The organism is Beijerinckiaceae bacterium, assembly GCA_004564215.1.
Lineage (GTDB): Bacteria > Pseudomonadota > Alphaproteobacteria > Rhizobiales > Beijerinckiaceae > Methylocapsa.
Genome location: CP024846.1, coordinates 2,529,345 through 2,547,618, shown reverse-complemented (window position 1 = coordinate 2,547,618; position 18,274 = coordinate 2,529,345). Strand labels below are relative to the sequence as shown.

General features: G+C 58.7%; 16 protein-coding genes. 10 read left to right on the top strand and 6 right to left on the bottom strand.

The window, feature by feature from the left end:
* Nucleotides 1-7 precede the first annotated feature (7 nt).
* Nucleotides 8-997 (bottom strand): cobaltochelatase subunit CobS, encoded by a 990-nt coding sequence (gene cobS / locus CU048_12035; protein ID QBR71878.1) that lies wholly within the window; start codon nucleotides 995-997, stop codon nucleotides 8-10.
* Nucleotides 998-1,117: 120 nt separating this feature from the next.
* Nucleotides 1,118-1,723, bottom strand: coding sequence for a molecular chaperone DnaJ (locus CU048_12030; protein QBR71877.1), 606 nt, complete (start codon nucleotides 1,721-1,723; stop codon nucleotides 1,118-1,120).
* 117 nt (nucleotides 1,724-1,840) lie between these two features.
* Here CU048_12030 and CU048_12025 point away from each other — a divergent pair, with 117 nt between their 5' ends.
* Nucleotides 1,841-2,146, top strand: coding sequence for a BolA family transcriptional regulator (locus CU048_12025; GenBank protein QBR72896.1), 306 nt, complete (start codon nucleotides 1,841-1,843; stop codon nucleotides 2,144-2,146).
* Nucleotides 2,147-2,264: 118 nt separating this feature from the next.
* On the opposite strand, the gene CU048_12020 is transcribed toward CU048_12025, so the two are convergent.
* From CU048_12020 to efp, 3 genes are all read right to left on the bottom strand, one after another.
* The gene (locus CU048_12020; protein QBR71876.1) at nucleotides 2,265-2,489 is read right to left on the bottom strand and encodes a hypothetical protein; all 225 of its coding nucleotides are present in this window, start codon (nucleotides 2,487-2,489) and stop codon (nucleotides 2,265-2,267) included.
* A 422-nt stretch (nucleotides 2,490-2,911) separates the two neighbouring features.
* Nucleotides 2,912-3,334, bottom strand: coding sequence for a hypothetical protein (locus tag CU048_12015; GenBank protein ID QBR71875.1), 423 nt, complete (start codon nucleotides 3,332-3,334; stop codon nucleotides 2,912-2,914).
* Nucleotides 3,335-3,492: 158 nt separating this feature from the next.
* Nucleotides 3,493-4,062: an elongation factor P gene (gene efp, locus CU048_12010; GenBank protein ID QBR71874.1), complete on the bottom strand. Its 570-nt coding sequence runs from the start codon at nucleotides 4,060-4,062 to the stop codon at nucleotides 3,493-3,495.
* A 187-nt stretch (nucleotides 4,063-4,249) separates the two neighbouring features.
* On the opposite strand from efp, the gene CU048_12005 reads away from it, so the two are divergent.
* From CU048_12005 to CU048_11965, 9 genes are all read left to right on the top strand, one after another.
* Nucleotides 4,250-5,314: an EF-P lysine aminoacylase GenX gene (locus CU048_12005; protein ID QBR71873.1), complete on the top strand. Its 1,065-nt coding sequence runs from the start codon at nucleotides 4,250-4,252 to the stop codon at nucleotides 5,312-5,314.
* Entirely contained in the window at nucleotides 5,311-6,438 is a 1,128-nt protein-coding gene (locus CU048_12000; GenBank protein QBR71872.1) for a lysine-2,3-aminomutase-like protein, read from the top strand. The genes CU048_12005 and CU048_12000 overlap by 4 nt, the downstream gene beginning before the upstream one ends.
* A gap of 451 nt (nucleotides 6,439-6,889) precedes the next feature.
* On the top strand, nucleotides 6,890-9,190 hold the full coding sequence (locus CU048_11995) for a DUF3772 domain-containing protein (GenBank protein QBR71871.1): 2,301 nt from the start codon (nucleotides 6,890-6,892) through the stop codon (nucleotides 9,188-9,190).
* A gap of 205 nt (nucleotides 9,191-9,395) precedes the next feature.
* On the top strand, nucleotides 9,396-10,256 hold the full coding sequence (cysE, locus tag CU048_11990; protein QBR71870.1) for a serine O-acetyltransferase: 861 nt from the start codon (nucleotides 9,396-9,398) through the stop codon (nucleotides 10,254-10,256).
* Between the two features lie 90 nt (nucleotides 10,257-10,346).
* Nucleotides 10,347-11,660 (top strand): O-acetylhomoserine aminocarboxypropyltransferase, encoded by a 1,314-nt coding sequence (locus CU048_11985; GenBank protein ID QBR71869.1) that lies wholly within the window; start codon nucleotides 10,347-10,349, stop codon nucleotides 11,658-11,660.
* A gap of 165 nt (nucleotides 11,661-11,825) precedes the next feature.
* Nucleotides 11,826-12,461: a peroxiredoxin gene (locus tag CU048_11980; protein QBR71868.1), complete on the top strand. Its 636-nt coding sequence runs from the start codon at nucleotides 11,826-11,828 to the stop codon at nucleotides 12,459-12,461.
* Nucleotides 12,462-12,721: 260 nt separating this feature from the next.
* Nucleotides 12,722-13,717: a cysteine synthase A gene (gene cysK / locus CU048_11975; GenBank protein QBR72895.1), complete on the top strand. Its 996-nt coding sequence runs from the start codon at nucleotides 12,722-12,724 to the stop codon at nucleotides 13,715-13,717.
* Between the two features lie 478 nt (nucleotides 13,718-14,195).
* Nucleotides 14,196-15,197, top strand: coding sequence for an adenosine kinase (locus CU048_11970; protein QBR71867.1), 1,002 nt, complete (start codon nucleotides 14,196-14,198; stop codon nucleotides 15,195-15,197).
* Between the two features lie 197 nt (nucleotides 15,198-15,394).
* Nucleotides 15,395-16,921: a pyridine nucleotide-disulfide oxidoreductase gene (locus CU048_11965; protein QBR71866.1), complete on the top strand. Its 1,527-nt coding sequence runs from the start codon at nucleotides 15,395-15,397 to the stop codon at nucleotides 16,919-16,921.
* A gap of 20 nt (nucleotides 16,922-16,941) precedes the next feature.
* Here CU048_11965 and CU048_11960 read toward each other — a convergent pair whose 3' ends face one another.
* Nucleotides 16,942-18,249, bottom strand: coding sequence for a nicotinate phosphoribosyltransferase (locus CU048_11960; GenBank protein QBR72894.1), 1,308 nt, complete (start codon nucleotides 18,247-18,249; stop codon nucleotides 16,942-16,944).
* Nucleotides 18,250-18,274: the final 25 nt, after the last annotated feature.

Genomic DNA, 18,274 nt, shown 5'->3' with positions numbered 1-18,274 from the left:
GATCGGCTCAGCTCATCACGACGTTGATCGCGCTCTCTGGAAGTTCCTTGCCGAAGCAGCGCTGATAGAACTCCGCAACGAGGGTACGCTCCAATTCATCGCATTTGTTGAGAAAAGTCAGCCGGAAGGCAAAGCCGACGTCGGCAAAGATTTCGGTATTTTCCGCCCAGGTGATCACCGTGCGCGGGCTCATCACGGTCGACAGGTCGCCTGCAATGAAAGCGTTGCGGGTCAGATCGGCGACGCGAACCATTTTATTGATCGTATCGCGGCCTTCCTTATTGGCCTGGAACCGCTTCACCTTGGCCAGGACAATGTCCACTTCCTTGTCGTGCGGCAGATAATTCAGCGTCGTGACGATGGACCAGCGGTCCATCTGCCCCTGGTTGATCTGCTGGGTTCCGTGATAGAGCCCAGAGGTGTCGCCGAGGCCAATCGTGTTGGTCGTCGAAAACAGCCGGAAGGCCGGATGCGGCCTGATCACCCGGCTCTGGTCGAGCAAAGTGAGACGGCCGGACACTTCGAGGACACGCTGGATGACGAACATCACGTCGGGGCGGCCCGCATCATATTCATCGAAACAAAGGGCGACATTGTTCTGCAAGGCCCAGGGCAGAATCCCATCCCTGAATTCCGTCACCTGCATACCGTCCTTGACGACAATGGCATCCTTGCCGATCAGATCCACACGCGAAACGTGGCTGTCGAGATTGATCCGCACGCAAGGCCAATTCAGCCGCGCCGCAACCTGTTCGACATGCGTTGATTTGCCGGTTCCGTGAAAGCCGGTGATCATGACGCGGCGATTTTTTGCGAAGCCCGCCAGGATGGCGAGCGTCGTGTCATGATCAAACAAATAATCCGGGTCGAGGTCGGGCACGTGCGGATCGGCGCTCGAATAGGCCGGCACCTCCAAATCGGTATCGATGCCAAAAACCTGGCGCACCGAAATCTTCATGTCGGGCAGGCCGCCAACGGCGGCGCCTTCGTCGATCATAATACCTTGCATTCGTCCTCCATGCCGGCCGAACTTTTTAGGCTTGGTCGGCGGCCGTCAAGCTGTCGTTCGCGAAAGCTTCCAAAAATGCCCTGAAAATCGACGGGCACCGCGAACTCCCTAGGCAGGCTTCACTGACTTCAGGTAATTGTAGGCGCGGATGATCTCGCGCAATTTATCTTCGTTCGACCGGTCGCCGGCATTGGCGTCGGGATGAAGGCGCTTCACCAAATCCTTGTAACGGGCCTTGATCGCGACCATGTCCACACTGTCGTCGAGGCCCAACTGATCCAGGGCTTTCATCGCCGCGAGCCCGTAGCGGGGCCTGCGAGGTTCTTCCCTAGAATAAGGCCGACCGTTTGCCGCGAACATCGCAAGTGGATCGCCCGAATGCGACGGATCGTCACCCTCTTCCCGAAAATTCTTCGCGCCGCGATTGGCGCCCATCGACCAAGTCGGTCGATGGCCAACCAGTGCGTCGCGCTGATAATCGGCCATCGCTTCGGCAGTCATCCCGTTGAAATAATTATAAGAAGCGTTGTATTCGCGGACATGGTCAAGGCAAAAGCAAAAATACTGGCCTTCCCGCAGGCGGCCTTTTGGCGCGCGAAACTCGCCCGCTTCGCTACAGCCTGGATGCTCGCAGCGTATCCATTGCTGGCGCTGCGGCTCTTTTTGTTTTGACTTGACCCTGATGCGGTCGAAGAGACGTGAGTTTAAATTCATAGCCCCGCATTATGAATGTCTTTGGGATAGCCGCAAGCGAATCGAAGCGTTAAAATAATAATTGACCTGCTTGGGCTGATGAACCGGGCGAGATTTTTTTTCGAAGGCGACCTTGACATGAAGGATCAGAGCAAGACGACAATGAGCGATCGCATCAAGGCAAAATTACAAGCCGCTTTTTCCCCAGAATCGATCGAAATTAAGGATGAGTCAGACAAACATGCCGGACATGCGCATGTTGTCACGCGCCACGGCACAGCCGACCACTCCGGCGAGACCCACTTTCATGTTAAGGTGATAGCGGAAGCCTTCCGAGGCAAGAGCCGGGTCGATCGCCATCGTGCCATCAACGAGCTCTTGGCGCCAGAATTCAATGCCGGAATCCATGCATTGGCGATTGAGGCGAAGGCCCCCGGCGAATAGGAGCAAGTCTTCTGGTCTCTGAGAGGGATCAATTCGCCGGAAATCGGAAGCCGCACCCTCGGAGCAAGGCGTCATCAGGACGCGCCACGTCGGGGAATTCACTTCCTAAGAAGGGAGTTTAGAAATTTTCCCCGAGCTTTGCTTGGATTTTTTGCAGCAAAATATGCACCTCGTTGGGCTCGGAGTGCACCGAAGGCAAAGGATAAAGCTTTCGCAAGCTGCGCCCGAACTGCGCCTGGACAGAACGCTCCACAAAGGTCCCCGTGTCGACCTTCTCGAACCTGCTTTCAAGGCGGGAAAACGAGCCGTCGAAAAAGCCGTGAGCATTGGGGTTGGCGTTCATGGTATTTGTACTTTAATGCTGCCGGACCAAGCGATAATTAGACCTGATTTTACTTACTTCCAGGTTAAACCCTTAAAAACTACTCTGTTAAGCTCTTGCTTGGTCGTCGCTTATAGTTAAGATCGGACTAACGATCACGGGACTGGGGCGTAATCTATTGTTCACTCATCGCCTCCGAGCGCGACCAAATCAGGCAATTCGCAGAGGATCCCCTACGACGCCTGAACTCTCGATCTTCCATTTTGTTCCCGCGACATAATTCCACCCCGAACTTGCCCGGAACAGGCTTGGCCGGCGGGCTCCGGAGAGCCGAGCTCTCCGGAGTTTGTGCTTAAAAGGGGAGAGAAAGCGCAGGAAGGGCTGACCTGCCAAGATCAAGGGAGAGCTGAAGCCGCTCCGATCGCGGCCTTCATTCCCCCAGATCACATCTTGTTTGTGCCCATCTTCTTGTCGTAGGCAGGCGCGGCCTTCAAATCTTCCTTCGTGCGATTAAGGACCAGCCAATCCTTGCCATTGCGGGTCGAAACCTTCAGCTCCTTGAAGGGAATCGCGACGTCCTTTTCACCGACGCCCAGGAACCCGCCGACGCCGATGATGGCCGACGTAACGTTGCCATTGTTGTCGATCATCAAATCGACGATGTCGCCAATCTTATGTTCGGAAGCATCATATACATCCGCCTTATAGACGTCGGATGCGAGCCAGCGGTTGGTCGACAGCGACGACGACGGATTTGTCACAACCGAGCGGCCGGTATGCGGATCTTTGGTCATCGTGGTTTCTGCGAAAGCTAGGCCGCCGGCGAGAGCGAGAACCGAGGCGGACAAGGCGAGCGTCTTCAACATAAGAGGTCTCCTTTAATGTTGCGACACCACGTTGGGGTCGGCTCGCAAACGTCGCCGGTATATCTTGGTTCCTCCACTGGGGTTGAATGAAAGGAATCGGCAAAGATCAAAAAATGAGTGCGCGAACACCAGCTGCCAAGCCTGCCGGCGGGCGGATTTCAATCCTTGGCACGTTCCACGTAAGACCCGTCTTCGGTCTGTACGATAATCCGTGTGCCTGGAGAAATATGCGGGGGCACCATGACCCTGGCACCGTTCGATAGCTTTGCAGGCTTGTAAGAAGACGATGCGGTTTGGCCCTTCATCGCGGGCTCGGTCTCGACAACTTCGAGCGTTACCCTGGCGGGAAGCTGGATCCCGACGGCGACGCCGTTAAAGATCGACAACACGCAATTCATGCCCTCTTGCAAATAGACCGACTGGTCCCCGATGACCTCCGCGGGCACGATGATCTGATCGTAACTGTCCGAGTTCATAAAGGTGTAGCCGTCGGCATCCTGATACAAATAACTGAAATTCGCATCCTCGACATAAGCGCGTTCGACTTGTTCAGTGGTCTTGTAGCGATCGGTCGTTTTCACACCGTCGGACAGGCGCCGCATATCGATCTGGGTGGTCGGCGTGCCTTTGCCCGGATGAAAACTCTCCGCGGTCAGCACGACATAGAGTTGACCGTCGTCCCTCTCGATAATGTTTCCTTTCCGAATTGAACTGGCGATGACTTTCACTGGCTTTCCTCTATACGATTAGTAACTTGAAGCGCTGGCTTGCAAATTGATGACGGGCGGCACAATAGCCATCTTGCGGCGTTTCGCCAGAGCATTTTCGCGGATCGACCCTTGGCGCGCGGAAACGGAAGCGTCAAGACAAACAACGTGGGCCCTTCCAAGGCGCAGATCGAGTGAAACAGGACAAATGAGCAAGCTCCCGCCCGAACCCTCGCCCTGGTGGCACCCTCATGTTCACCGGGACCGGCGTCCCTTTCTGAAAAGCCGTGCCAAGATGGTCGAGGCCGCGCGCGGATTCTTCAACTCCGAGCACTTCTTGGAGGTCGATCCGGCGATTCTTCAGGTTTCGCCCGGGAACCAAACCCATATCAGCGCCTTCGGCACCGAATTCGTCGATGCAAGCGGTGCCGCAACCAAGCTCTACCTCCATGCCTCGCCCGAATTCGCGGCCAAGAAATTGCTGGCCGCCGGCGAGGAGCGGATTTTCAGCTTCGCGCATGTTTTCAGGAACCGCGAGAGGGGCCGGCTTCACCATCCGGAATTCACCATGCTCGAATGGTATCGTGCGGGCGAGCCCTACCAGAGACTGATCGAGGATTGTGCCGGGCTTCTTGCACGCACCGTTGCCGCCGCCGGCAGTCGCGACCTGCGCTTTGGCGGTCATATCGCCGATCCCTTCGAGGAACCGGAAATTCTGACGGTCGCGGAGGCCTTCGACCAATATGCGGGAATCGATCTTATTGCCACGCTCTCCGGATCCGAAGCCGACCGCAATGCCCTGGCCACAGGGGCGCGGGCCCATGGAATCCGAACCACCGAAGACGACAGTTGGTCGGATGTCTTCAGCAAAATTCTGTCCGAGAAGATCGAGCCGAATCTCGGCCATGGCCGCCCGACGATCCTCATGGATTATCCGGCAAGCGAGGCGGCCCTCGCGAGATTGCAGGAGGACCGGCGGTTCGCAGAAAGATTTGAGCTTTATGCCTGCGGCGTCGAACTCGCCAACGGGTTCGGGGAACTGACAGACGCCGCCGAACAACGCCGACGTTTCGAGGTCGAAATGGCTGAACGGCGCAGGATTTATGGCGAAGCCTATCCGATCGACGAAGATTTTCTGCAAGCGCTGACGATCATGCCGGCTGCAAGCGGGATTGCGCTCGGGTTCGACAGGCTGGTCATGCTCGCCACCGGCGCTGCCCACATTGAACAGGTGATATGGACCCCAGTCGCGCAGGGCGCCCTGCCGAAATGAAGAAATCTTCGGGAACCCTACGGAGTGCCGCCGATCTTATCGCCGCGGGCCTCCTCCCCGAGCCAAAGAGGGCATCGATCGAGCTTGTTTCAAAAGCCTATGCCATTGCTCTCACGGAATCCGTCGCGGGCCTGATCGATGCCGCCGATCCCGATGATCCGATCGCCCGTCAGTTTATTCCGGATGTGGCCGAACTCGCCGTGCAGCCGGACGAAAGGGCCGATCCGATTGGCGACATGGCCTTCACACCGGTCGAAGGGGTTGTCCACCGCTACCCGGACCGCGTTCTCCTAAAATTGCTGCATATCTGTCCGGTCTACTGCCGGTTTTGCTTCCGCCGCTCGGTCGTCGGACCGAATAGCCCAGCCTATCTTGCTCCGAAGGCGCTCGCGACCGCCATCGCCTATATCGCGGACCATAGCGAGATCTGGGAGGTAATTTTGACCGGCGGCGATCCCTTGACGATGTCAACGCGCCGGCTCACCGATATTTTGGCAAGGCTGGAAACGATCGACCACGTCAAGGTCATCCGCCTGCACACCCGCGTGCCGATTGTCGACCCCGGCAAAATCACCGCCCGGCTTATCGACTGTCTGCGGTCTTCCGGCAAAACAGTCTACGTTGCCTTGCACGCCAATCATCCGAGGGAGCTTTCCACACCCGCGCGGGCAGCCTGCGCGCGGCTGGCGGATGCAGGAATTCCTCTGCTCAGCCAGAGCGTGCTGCTGGCCGGCGTAAATGATGACATTGAGACTCTGACCCATCTCATGCGCGCCTTCGTGGAGGCCAGAATCAAGCCCTATTATCTGCATCAGCTCGATCTTGCGCCGGGAACCGCGCATTTTCGGGTGCCCATCGCGAAAGGACGCGATCTGATGCGGCAATTGCGAGGCCGCGTGTCGGGCGTTTGCCAGCCGGAATATGTGCTTGATATTCCCGGCGGTCACGGCAAGTCCCCGATTGGCCCGAATTATCTGACGGAAACCGCAAACGGGCAGAGCTACCGCGTCGTCGATTACAGCGGCCGCTCTCACCCTTATCCGCCCAAAAAGCCGGTTGCACCGGCGCGTCCCGAGCGGATGCTTGATACCGATCAAGCCGAGGAAACCAGATCCCGTTGTTAAATAAGGGATTTGGTAATTTTTATGTGAGATTCAAAGTTTGAGATCGATCGGGCCCCGACGCAACCCGCCGACGACGGTCAAAAGTCGCGCATAAACAAAATCTTGGACATGATTTCGTTGCATTTTTCCGGATCATGAGGGGATTGCCTGATCACCTTAGGCTCAGTCCGGGGGAAGCATTGTTAAAATATTTTGCCTGTCCGATCGCTTTTATAGCCCTGCTTTCAATGGCGGCCAGCACGCCTGTCAAGGCAGAACCCTCGGCAAAACCGGCGCAAGTCCAGAAACAGGGCTCTACCCCGGCCGCGCAAAAAACCCCGCCGGTTCAAGAGCAAGCCGCGCCGGACGGGCAAGTCTTAGAGGTTGCCGGCCCCCCGCTCCGCCGCCGCCCGCCGATCCCCTCCCGGAACAAACGCCGATCGGCCCGGAGCTGGAAAAGCTCAGCGTTGGTTTGCGACAAATCGAACAAAGCCTCGAAGCCCCGAATCTGACGGACGTCGACCTCCAGTCCTTGCGCCAGCAGATCGATCCGATTTCGGCCGACCTCAGCGGGGCGCTCGACCGCCTGGGGCCCCTGCTCGAGAGCATCAAGACCCAGCTCGATCAGCTCGGCCCCAAACCGGACGACCAAGCGCCGCCCGAAAGCCCGGCGGTCACGGCCGCACGAGCTGACCATCAAAAGCTCTATAATGACACCGATGAACTGTTGAAACGCGGCCGCCTTCTCGCGGTACAGGCCGATCAGACCAGCGCCAACATTACCGCGCGGCGCCGCGCTCTATTTACCCGCTCCCTTTTCGCGCGGGCCATGAGCATCGCCAATCCGACCCTTTGGACCAATGTCGGGCGCGAAGCCCCCGTGGACGCCGCGGCCGCGAAAGCAATCTTCGGCGAATGGGTCGCCGGCCTCAACAAACGCCTCGATGGGTATCGGACGCTGGTCTTGTTAGGCGTCCCCGCCCTGATCGTTTTGCTGTGTCTGCCGCTCCTGTGGCTCTCGCGGCGCGTCCTCGTCCGCGACCCCGAAGTGGTGGGACCAAGCCAGTTTCACAAAATTCTCGGCGCGTGGTGGGTTGCTTTGGTCATCGCGGTTCCCGCTGTCGCGATCGTTTTCGTCATCGGCCTGATTTTCCAGGCCTTTGCCCTTTCCAATGCGCAGTTGCAACCATTCGTCCAGGAGGTCGGGACATCGATCATTCGGATTGCCGTGGCCATTGGAATAGCGCGCGGCCTTTTGGCCCCCAACCGGCCCAATTGGCGACTCCCGAAGGCCCCGGATGATGTCGCGGCGGGCATTGTTCGCGCGGCGATCGCACTTGCGTTCATTGTCTCGATGACGAGCCTGTTTGAAAGTCTCAATGAAATCCTCGGCGCTTCCTTGCCGTTGGCCGTCGCGATGCGTGGGTCCACCGCGATCATCGCGGCGCTGGTTCTCGGCATCGAGTTATGGCGATGGGGCAGTGCCATCAGTGCCGACGATTGTCTTGGCCCGCAGGTCGCCAGTCAGCGCGACTGGTTCGGACTCCTGCGCGTCGCGATCTGGGCGGTCGCCGTCGTCATCGTCATCTCGGTTCTGATCGGCTATGCCGCTTTTGCGAGCTTCCTGGTCGATCAATTGTTTTGGGTCGGTGCCGTCGGCTGCATATTGTACATGTCGATCATATTGGTCGACGAAGCGATCGGTCGCGGCCTAACCCCGACCACGCGCCTGGGCCAGCGGCTCGTCACCAGCATCGGCCTCCAACGGAACTCGCTGGAACTTGTCGGCGTGCTGGTCGCGGGCATTGTGCGGCTGGCGCTTTTCGTCGTCGCCACGGCCCTGGTTTTGGCGCCTTGGGGCTTGCAATCCAGCGATGTCCCGATTGATCTTCGCGCCGCCTTCTTTGGCTTCAAGGTGGGCGACATCACGATTTCTCCGGTCAGCATCATCATCGCCATTGGCATTTTTGCGGGCGCCTTCGCGATTTTTCATGCGGTGCTGCAATGGATGGATTCCAAGCTGCTGCCGCGTTTAAAGTTCGACCTTGGCCTCCGCAATTCGATCCGGACGAGTCTCGGCTATGTCGGCTTCATGGTCGCCACCGGCCTGGCGCTGAGCTATCTGGGCCTCAATTTCGAAAAACTCGCCATTGTCGCGGGTGCCTTGTCGGTCGGTATCGGTTTTGGCCTTCAATCGATCGTCAATAATTTCGTATCGGGTCTTATTCTTTTGTGGGAACGCGCCGTGCGGGTCGGCGACTGGATCGTCGTTGGCACCGACCAAGGTTTTGTCCGCCGGATCAATGTCCGTTCAACGGAGATCGAGACTTTCGACCGTTCGCAAGTCATCATACCGAATTCGAGCCTTGTAACCGGGGTCGTCAAAAACCTTGTGCGCAATGACCGGACCGGAAGGCTCGTGATTCCGCTGACCGTTGCTGGCTGCGCGGATCCGGAAAAAGTTCGCGAGGTTCTTGTCGCGGTCGCGAAGGCGCATGAGTTCGTGTTGAAGATTCCCGCCCCGCAAGTGCTGTTCGCGGCCATGTCGGCGAGTGCGCTCAATTTCGAACTCACCGCCTTCGTCAGCGATGTGGAAACCATGTTCCGGGTCCGAAGCGATCTGCATTTCGCGATTTTCAAACGGTTCAAGGAAGAGAAATTCCTGGACACGCCGGGACCGGAGGCCACCAAAATCGAGATTGCCGGCTTCGAGCAATTGGGAAGCTTCTTGAAGCCGATTGGATCGATGGCGGATAAACGCGGCGCCGCATAGGATCTGGCGTGGGCGGTGCGGCCTGCCTCAAAGGCCACGCCGCCGATCTGCCGCGCTTGACGCCGTAGAGCAGCGCTGAAGCGCATCGCGGACAAACGGAGCCGCGCCCACAAAAATTCTTTTCTCCACTAATTTTATCAACTATAATCTTGGCCACGCGGGACAGATTCCGCGGCGGACCCATCGCGCCTGACGGAATAACCGAATGTCAGTGGTCACCCATCTCGATCAATACCAAGCTTCAAAAGCTTCGTTGGACCCTTCCGCGGCGCTTTGGGCGCGGCTCCGCCAGGAGGCCGAAGACGCCTTTTCGAGCGAACCGGTCATGGCGCCGCTTTTTGTCAATTCGATCTTGAACCGTTCGAGCTTCGAGGACGCGGTCTCCCACCGGATTTCAATACGGCTCGGCAATGAGATCGTCCCGGCCTATTTAATTCATGACGTGTTTGCTCAAGCGCTCGCCAACGACCCGGCCATAGGCGAAGCCTTCCGGTTTGATATTATGGCCGTTCTTGATCGGGATCCGGCGTGTGAGCGGCTGATCGAGCCATTCCTTTTCTTCAAAGGGTTTCATGCCATTCAAACGCACCGCCTCGCACATTGGCTATGGACCAATAACCGCACTGACTTTGCACTTTATTTGCAAAGCCGTTCGTCGGACGTGTTTCAAACCGACATCAATCCGGCGGCTCAATTCGGCAGGGGCATCTTCCTCGATCATGCCACGGGGCTTGTCGTCGGCGCGACCAGCGTCATCGACGACAATGTTTCGATCCTGCAGAATGTGACGCTTGGAGGCACCGGCAATGAAAGAGGCGACCGGCACCCGAAGGTGAGGAGCGGGGTGATGATCGGCGCCGGCGCGAAAATTCTCGGCAATATTGAAATCGGCGCTTGCTCGCGGATTGCCGCGGGCTCCGTTGTCCTGCATTCGGTGCCGCCCAACACGACGATGGCGGGAGTTCCGGCCCGCGCGGTGGGAAGCGCCGGTTGCGCCGAACCCGCCCGCACCATGAATCAAATCCTAAGCCAACTCGCTTATGATTCCTTCACTTACACGATCTGACCCGCCACCCACCCTGACGAGGCCGCGACCGTTCTTGCAACGCGTCGGCCGCGCGTTAGATTCAAGTGAAATTATTGAGGAGACAAGGCGATGACAGCCAAGACCAGAAATCCGGAAACTCTTGCGCTGCACGCCGGGTGGCGTGCCGATCCGACGACCGGGGCTGTTGCCGTTCCCATCTATCAAACGACTTCCTATCAGTTCCGCGATACCCAACATGCGGCCGATCTCTTCGCATTGAAGGAACTCGGTAATATTTACACCCGTATCGGGAATCCGACCGTGGATGTTCTCGAACAGAGGGTTGCGGCGCTCGAAGGCGGCGTTGCCGCGCTGGCGCTCGCCTCCGGCCAGGCCGCGTCTGCCTTTTCCGTGCAAAATCTCGCGCGTGTCGGCGACAACATCGTAAGTTCGACCGATCTTTATGGCGGGACGTGGAATCTTTTCGCCAACACTCTCAAGGATCAGGGAATCGAAGTTCGCTTCGTCGATCCGCTCGACCCTGCCGCTTTCCGCCGCGCGACGGACGCGCGCACCCGCGCCTATTACGCCGAAACCCTGCCCAATCCGAAGCTTAATGTCTTTCCGATCGCCGAAGTGGCCGCCATTGGCCGCGAATTCGGCATTCCGCTTATTGTCGACAATACGGCTTCGCCGATCCTGTGCCGTCCGCTCGAACATGGCGCGGCGATCGTCGTCTATTCGGCAACAAAATATCTTGGCGGCCACGGCAATTCGATCGGCGGCCTGATTGTCGACGGCGGCAATTTCGACTGGGAGCAACACAAAGAACGCCAGCCAGCCCTGAATACGCCCGATCCGAGCTATCACGGCGCGATTTGGACAGAGGCGGTCAAGCCGCTGGGTCCCGTCGCCTATATTATCAAGGCACGCACCACGCTGCTGCGAGATCTCGGCGCGCCGCTGGCTCCTTTCAATGCCTTCCTGATCTTGCAAGGCATTGAGACGCTGGCTCTGCGGATCGAACGCCATTCCAAAAACGCCGACGCGGTCGCACGGCATCTATTGAAGAGGCCGGAAGTCACGAAAGTGATTTACCCCTCGCTGCAGGCCGGCGTAACCCGCGAGCGCGCCGACAAATATCTTTCGGGCGGTTATGGGGGTCTCGTCGGCTTCGAACTGCTCGGCGGAGCCGCCGCGGGCCGGACGTTTATCGACAGCCTCGAGCTCTTTTATCACGTAGCCAATATTGGCGATTCGCGAAGCCTCGCCATTCATCCCGCCACAACGACACATTCTCAGCTCTCCGCCGAGGAGCAGCTCGCAACCGGTGTCTCGGAGGGATATGTGCGGCTCTCGATCGGCATTGAGCATATCGACGACATCATCGCCGATATTGATAAGGCCCTGGCAGCTGTGGGCGGTCTCGCCCGCGCCGCATAATTTGGGTCTCCCGGAGTTTCGACGAAAGCCATGAGAATAGGGAGTCGAAAAAAGACCTTCTAACCCCTGGCGCGGACGCATAAACTCCGCGCCGGGTGCAACACCTTCCTACGTACAAGAAAAACTGCCGGCGCCGAACCGCAGTTAATGTTCTGGAGAATTCACATGACACTTCAACTTGGCGATACCGCTCCCGATTTCGAAGCCGACACGACTGAGGGGCACATCAGCTTTCATAAATGGGCCGGCGATTCCTGGGTGGTTCTGTTCTCCCATCCAAAGAACTTTACGCCGGTCTGTACGACAGAGCTTGGATACACGGCAAAACTGAAACCCGAATTCGACAAACGCAATGTCAAGGTTTTGGGGCTTAGCGTCGATCCCGTCGACAGCCACGAGAAATGGGCGAACGACATCAAAGAGACGCAAGGCTACGCGCTCAATTTTCCCCTAATCGCCGACCCGGACCGCAAGGTCGCCAATCTCTATGGCATGATCCATCCCAACGCGAGCGACACGCTGACTGTACGCTCGGTGTTCGTGATCGGGCCGGACAAGAAAATCAAACTGACGCTCACCTATCCGGCGAGCACCGGACGCAACTTCGACGAAGTGCTGCGGGTGATCGATTCCCTTCAGCTCACCTCGAAGCATCAAGTCGCGACACCGGTCAATTGGAAGGCTGGCGAGGACGTAATTATTGTCCCGGCAGTCTCGGATGACGACGCCAAGAAGAAATATCCAAACGGTTGGAAGGCGCCTCGGCCCTATCTTCGGATCGTGCCGCAACCGCGTGACTAAATCGAGGTCAGCCCGGGACTTTGGTCGAGACTCTGTGAAAGACGACAGGATCGCGCCTGAATCGCGGTCCTGTTCAGAGCCATTGCTAAAGGGTTTTCTCCGCGTTTCCGATCAAAGCTCGTCCAATTCCTCACTTGCTTGATCGCGATACTGGATTATGATCGCGGGAAGGTCCTTGTCGGGGTCTTCCACGCGACGGCTGAGGATGCGATCGAACTTGGTTCGGATAATCCCCGAGCCTCCTATCTTGAGGAATGGTCATGGCCCAAACAGCCGCCAAGCATGCACATACCCCCGATGCCGCGCCGAAACCGGGACGCGGCCGTATCTATGACTCCATCACCGACACGATCGGCGAGACCCCGCTGGTACGGTTGAAGAAAATCGCCGAGGCGAAGGGCGTCAAGGCCAACCTGCTCGCCAAGCTCGAATTCTTCAACCCGATTGCAAGCGTGAAGGACCGTATCGGCGTCCACATGATTACGGTCATGGAAGCCGCCGGCAAGATTTCTCCCGGCAAATCCACGCTCATCGAGCCGACCTCCGGCAATACCGGCATCGCGCTGGCGTTCGTTGCGGCCGCGCGAGGATATAAGCTCATTCTGGTGATGCCCGAATCCATGTCGATTGAGCGCCGCAAGATGTTGGCGCTGCTGGGTGCCGAACTGGTCCTCACCCCGGCGCCCCAGGGCATGAAAGGCGCGATCGCCAAGGCGCAGGAACTTGCCGAATCGACGCCCGGCGCGGTTATCCCAAGACAATTCGAAAACCCCGCCAATCCGGAAATCCATCGCCTCACGACCGCCGAGGAAATCTGGAACGATACCCAGGGCGAAATCGATGTGTTCGTCTCCGGCGTCGGCACCGGCGGGACCATTACCGGCGTGGCGCAAGTTTTGAAGCCTCGGCGGCCAAGCCTCAAGATCATCGCGGTGGAACCGGAAGATTCGCCTGTGCTTTCGGGCGGCCAGCCTGGGCCTCACAAGATCCAGGGGATCGGCGCGGGTTTCATTCCCTCGATCCTGGACCGGTCGTTGATTGACGAGGTTGTGACCGTCGGCAATCAGACATCCTTCGACACGGCGCGCCTGGTTGCGCGTTTGGAAGGCATCCCGGTCGGAATATCGTCGGGAGCCGCCGTCGCCGCCGCGGTGGAAGTCGGCCTGCGTCCGGAGTTCGAAGGCAAAAATATCGTGCTCATCATCCCCTCTTTTGCCGAGCGCTATCTTTCTACGGCCTTGTTCGAAGGGCTTTGAAGCCGGCTGGAACCTTTCCAAGGACAGCTGGTTTAGATCATATGCCGCCGAGCCGTGATATTGGCCTGGATGTTGCATGGGCCTTGAGACCAAATCGGAGGTTCTCCTATGTCGGAACTTGCCTTGCTCGGTGTCGCGGTTGTCGGACTCCTCGGCCTTGTCTTCCATAAACCGCGCTCTGCGGTCCAGCCTGTCCGGGTGCGCGCCAACCGCCGCCGCTAGTTCGAGTCTTGGATTGACCCTTGGCGGTCGGGGAAACAGCGTTGAGCTTCGCTGTTTCCGGTCGCTCTATCGACTTGCAAGTTCCATTTCCTGGCGCATGCCTCATTCGGCTCATCCCTTCCCCGAGCCGAGCCTCGTTTCTCCCCTATTCCCCCTTGCGTCGGTATTTTGAACCCGCATACAAACGAGCGCGGATTGCGCGCCTCGTTGCAGGTGAGAGCGGTTTGCCAATCTTCGCCGCTTTTGGGGGAATCTTATGCCATCTCTAAAATTTGACGTCCTTGGTCTCGGCAACGCCATCGTCGATGTCATCAGCACGACCGACGACGATTTCCTGGCAGCGCAGGGATTGACCAAAGGCGCCATGACTTTGATCGACGAAGCTCGCGCCGAGGCCCTTTATAAGGCGATGGGGCCTGCGACGATCGTGTCGGGAGGATCCGCCGCCAATACGATTATCGGCGCCGCGGGCCTTGGGTGTTCTGCCGCCTTCATAGGCAAAGTGAAGGGCGATGCGGCAGGCTCGGCTTTCGCGCATGACATCCGTGCGGCCAAGGTCGCGTTTTCGACCAGCTTCGCCGCGGATGGGGCGGCCAGTGCCCGCTGTCTCGTTCTCGTGACACCTGACGGTCAACGAACGATGAACACATTCTTGGGCGCCTGCCAGGACTTGACCGAAGCGGATGTCGAGGAAGACCTCGTGAAGCAGTCCTCCATCGTCTATTTGGAAGGCTATTTGTGGGATCCGCCCGCCGCCAAGGCAGCCTTCGTCAAGGCCGCCAAAATCGCGCGAGCCGCTGGGCGCAAGGTCGCTTTGACACTCTCCGATTCCTTCTGCGTCGACCGATACCGGGACGAATTCTTGGGCCTTATTCGCTCCGGCTCGGTGCAAATCCTGTTCGCCAATGAGAGCGAATTGCACTCGCTTTACCAGACCGCCGATTTCGATACCGCGGCGGCCCAATTGCGCGCAGAAAACATCCTCGGGGTCGTCACGCGATCCGAACGGGGATCGCTGATTGTAACGCCCGACGAAATGATCGCGGTTCCTGCTTTCCCGGTCGAGCGGGTTGTCGATACAACCGGCGCGGGCGATCTTTTCGCGGCCGGATTTCTTTCCGGACTCAGCAAAAACAAGTCGCTTGAAACCTGCGCGAGGCTCGGCGCCCTCGCCGCGGCGGAGATCATCCAGCACATCGGGGCGCGGCCGATCGCCGACCTCAGGCAACTCGCCGCGCAAAACGGCCTGGCGCTCTGAGTTTTCGTGCCCTCGCGCATCAAAATCCCTGACTTGTCCGCAGCAAGCGAAACCTGCGCGGGGCGTCCCGCGCCGGGCTCGATGGAACCATTGAGCCCGGCGAACGTCTAAACTTCGGGGAACCATCACCTCAAAAGATGGCCCGGGGGTGCGGCTTCGGGCTTGCAAACCCGAAGCAGCGAACGAGGGAGCCGTTCATGAGCGCGGAGTCCGCCAACTCAATGGGTCCGGATTTTCGGGAGGGGATTGGAGACGAGGATCTCGCCGACGGCGCAATTCTCGCGGGACATATCGAAGACGAGCCCGTGTTATTGGCGCGCCTCGGGGAAGAGGTGTTCGCGATTGGAGCCGTCTGCACCCATTATGGAGCGCCTCTCGCCGAAGGGCTTCTGGTCGGCGACACTTTGCGATGCCCTTGGCATCATGCCTGTTTCAGCCTCCGCACTGGCGAAGCGCTTCGGGCCCCTGCCCTGAACCCGGTCTCATGCTGGCGGGTCGAGCGCCAAGGCGGCAGGATTTTTGTTCGAGAAAAGCTTGAACACCCGGCATCCAGCTCGGCGCCGGTGAAAGGTCACCTCCCCGAGGCGATCGCCATTGTCGGTGGCGGCGCCGCGGGCAATGCCGCAGCGGAAACACTCCGAAAAGGGGGCTACCGCGGCATCATCACGATCTTGAGCGCCGATGATTGCGGGCCTTACGATCGCCCGAACCTGTCGAAAGGCTTTCTCGCGGGCTCGGCAGAAGAAGACTGGATTCCGCTGCGCTCGCCGGAATTCTACAAGGAGCATGACATTAATCTGGAACTCGGCGCGCGCGTCACCGCCCTCGATGCCGGAAACCGGAGGCTGCGGCTCGCCGATGGACGAGAATATGCTTACGATGCGTTGCTGCTCGCCACCGGCGCCGAACCGGTTCGGCTCGACATCCCAGGCGGCGATCTTGCGCATGTCCGTTATCTGCGCACGCTCGCCGACAGCCGCGCGATCATCGCCAAAATCCAGGATTCCAAGCGGGCTGTGGTGATTGGCGCGAGCTTTATCGGCCTCGAAGTGGCAGCTTCCCTCAGGGCGCGAAATATCGAAGTCGAAGTCGTTGCACCCGAGGCTGTTCCGATGGAGCGGGTCCTGGGGGCGGAGGCCGGGAAATTCATTCGGCGATTGCATGAGGAGCATGGAGTCAAATTCCACCTCGGCACCACGGTGACGTCCATCTCCAAAAACGACGTCACGCTGAAGAATGGAGAACGGCTCGAGGCCGATCTCGTCGTTGTCGGCGTCGGTGTGCGTCCGAGCATCGGACTGGCTGAACAGGCCGGGCTCGCGACCGACCGCGGAGTAACCGTAAGCGAATATCTTGAGACGAGTGTGCCCGGCGTCTTCGCGGCGGGAGACATTGCACGCTGGCCCGACCCACACACCGGGCAAAGCATCCGCATCGAACATTTCGTTGTCGCCGAGCGACAAGGGCAAGCCGCCGCGCGCAATATCCTTGGCGCGCGGGAAGCTTTCGAGGCGGTCCCCTTTTTCTGGACCGAACAATATGATCTTACACTTGCCTATGTCGGCCACGCCGAACGATGGGACAGGCTGGAAATTGACGGAAGCCTTGAGGCCCGCGACTGCGCGATCAGCTATTTTCAAGACGGCAAGAAATTGGCTGTCGTTACCCTCGGCCGCGATCTCGAAAGCCTTCGCGCGGAGGTGGAGCTCGAACGGACAAAATAAGAGGTTGCGGCCGGCTGGGTCTAGGCGGGCCGTGCCAAACCGGGCCGATAGGCAAACACCCGCTCGTAGCGCGTGATCTCGTCCCTTTGCCCCAAGAACTTGCTCGGATTATCGGAAAGTTTGACCGCCGGACGGCCTTCAACTTCCGTTACTTTGCAGACGAGGGAGGGCGGTGCTAAATCGGCTCCCGCGCCATAGGGTACGCAGCCCGCAAAGTCGTTTGTGAGGTTGGTTCCCCATCCGATCGAGACCTGCGCCCGGCCGCGCAAATGGCGGACCGAAGCCTCGATCGAGTCGATGGTCATGGCATCGGAAAGAATGATGAGCTTGGTCGTCGGATCTCGGCCCTTGTGTTTCCACCAGGCGATCAATTCCTCCGCCGCTTCGATCGGCGGCTTTGAATCCGGCCGCGCGCCGGTCCAATCGGCGGTCCAATCCGGCGCGCTGGCGAGAAAATTGGTCGTCCCGAATGTATCGGGCAATAGAATGAGGAGATTGCCCTCATAGAGCTTGGCCCAATCCTCGAGAACATGGAAAGGCGCATGACGAAGCGCCACGTCATCGTCGGCCAGCGCCGCATAGGCCATGGGCAATTCATGCGCATTGGTGCCGATCGCCTCAAGACCGAGGTCCATGGCAAGCTTAACATTGGACGTTCCGATGAAGTTTTCCTGGAGCCCTTCCTGCAGCGCTTCCACGCACCAGCGCTGCCACAAGAAACCATGGCGCCGGCGAGTCCCGAAGTCCGACAGCCGCAGCGGTCCTTCGCGAGCCAAGACCCGTAATCTCTCGACCTTGGCCCACAACTTCGCCTTGGCGCGCGCATAAAGAATGTCGAGTTCGAAACGGCTCATTTTTCGCATGGCCGAACGCGCCCGCAATTCGTTCAAGATCGCCAGCGCGGGAATTTCCCACATGGTGGTTTCCCGCCAAAGGCCTTCGAAGCAAAGTTCAAAATCGCCGTCACGCCGGTGAAGTCGATAGGGGGGCAGCCGAAACGACGCGAGATAGTCGATAAAGCCCGGTTCGAAGATTTTGGTCTTGCCGTAAAAACTGTTGCCGGCGAGCCAAATCAGCTCGTTCTTCTGAAAGCGCAGGCTCCGCGCATGATCGAGCTGAGCGACAAGCTCGCTTTCGTCAATATTTTCCGCGAGCTTGATCGAAGGCGACCGGTTCGTGAGCCCGAAGGTCACCCGCGTCTCAGGCTTAAGCCGCCAGATCATTTGCAGCATTAAGAGCTTGTAGAAATCCGTATCGAGCAAAGTGCGGATGATCGGATCGATCCGGAACGAATGATTATAGACCCGGGTGGATAGGTCCGTGATCATGCAGCCCTTGTCCGCAGCGTTTGCC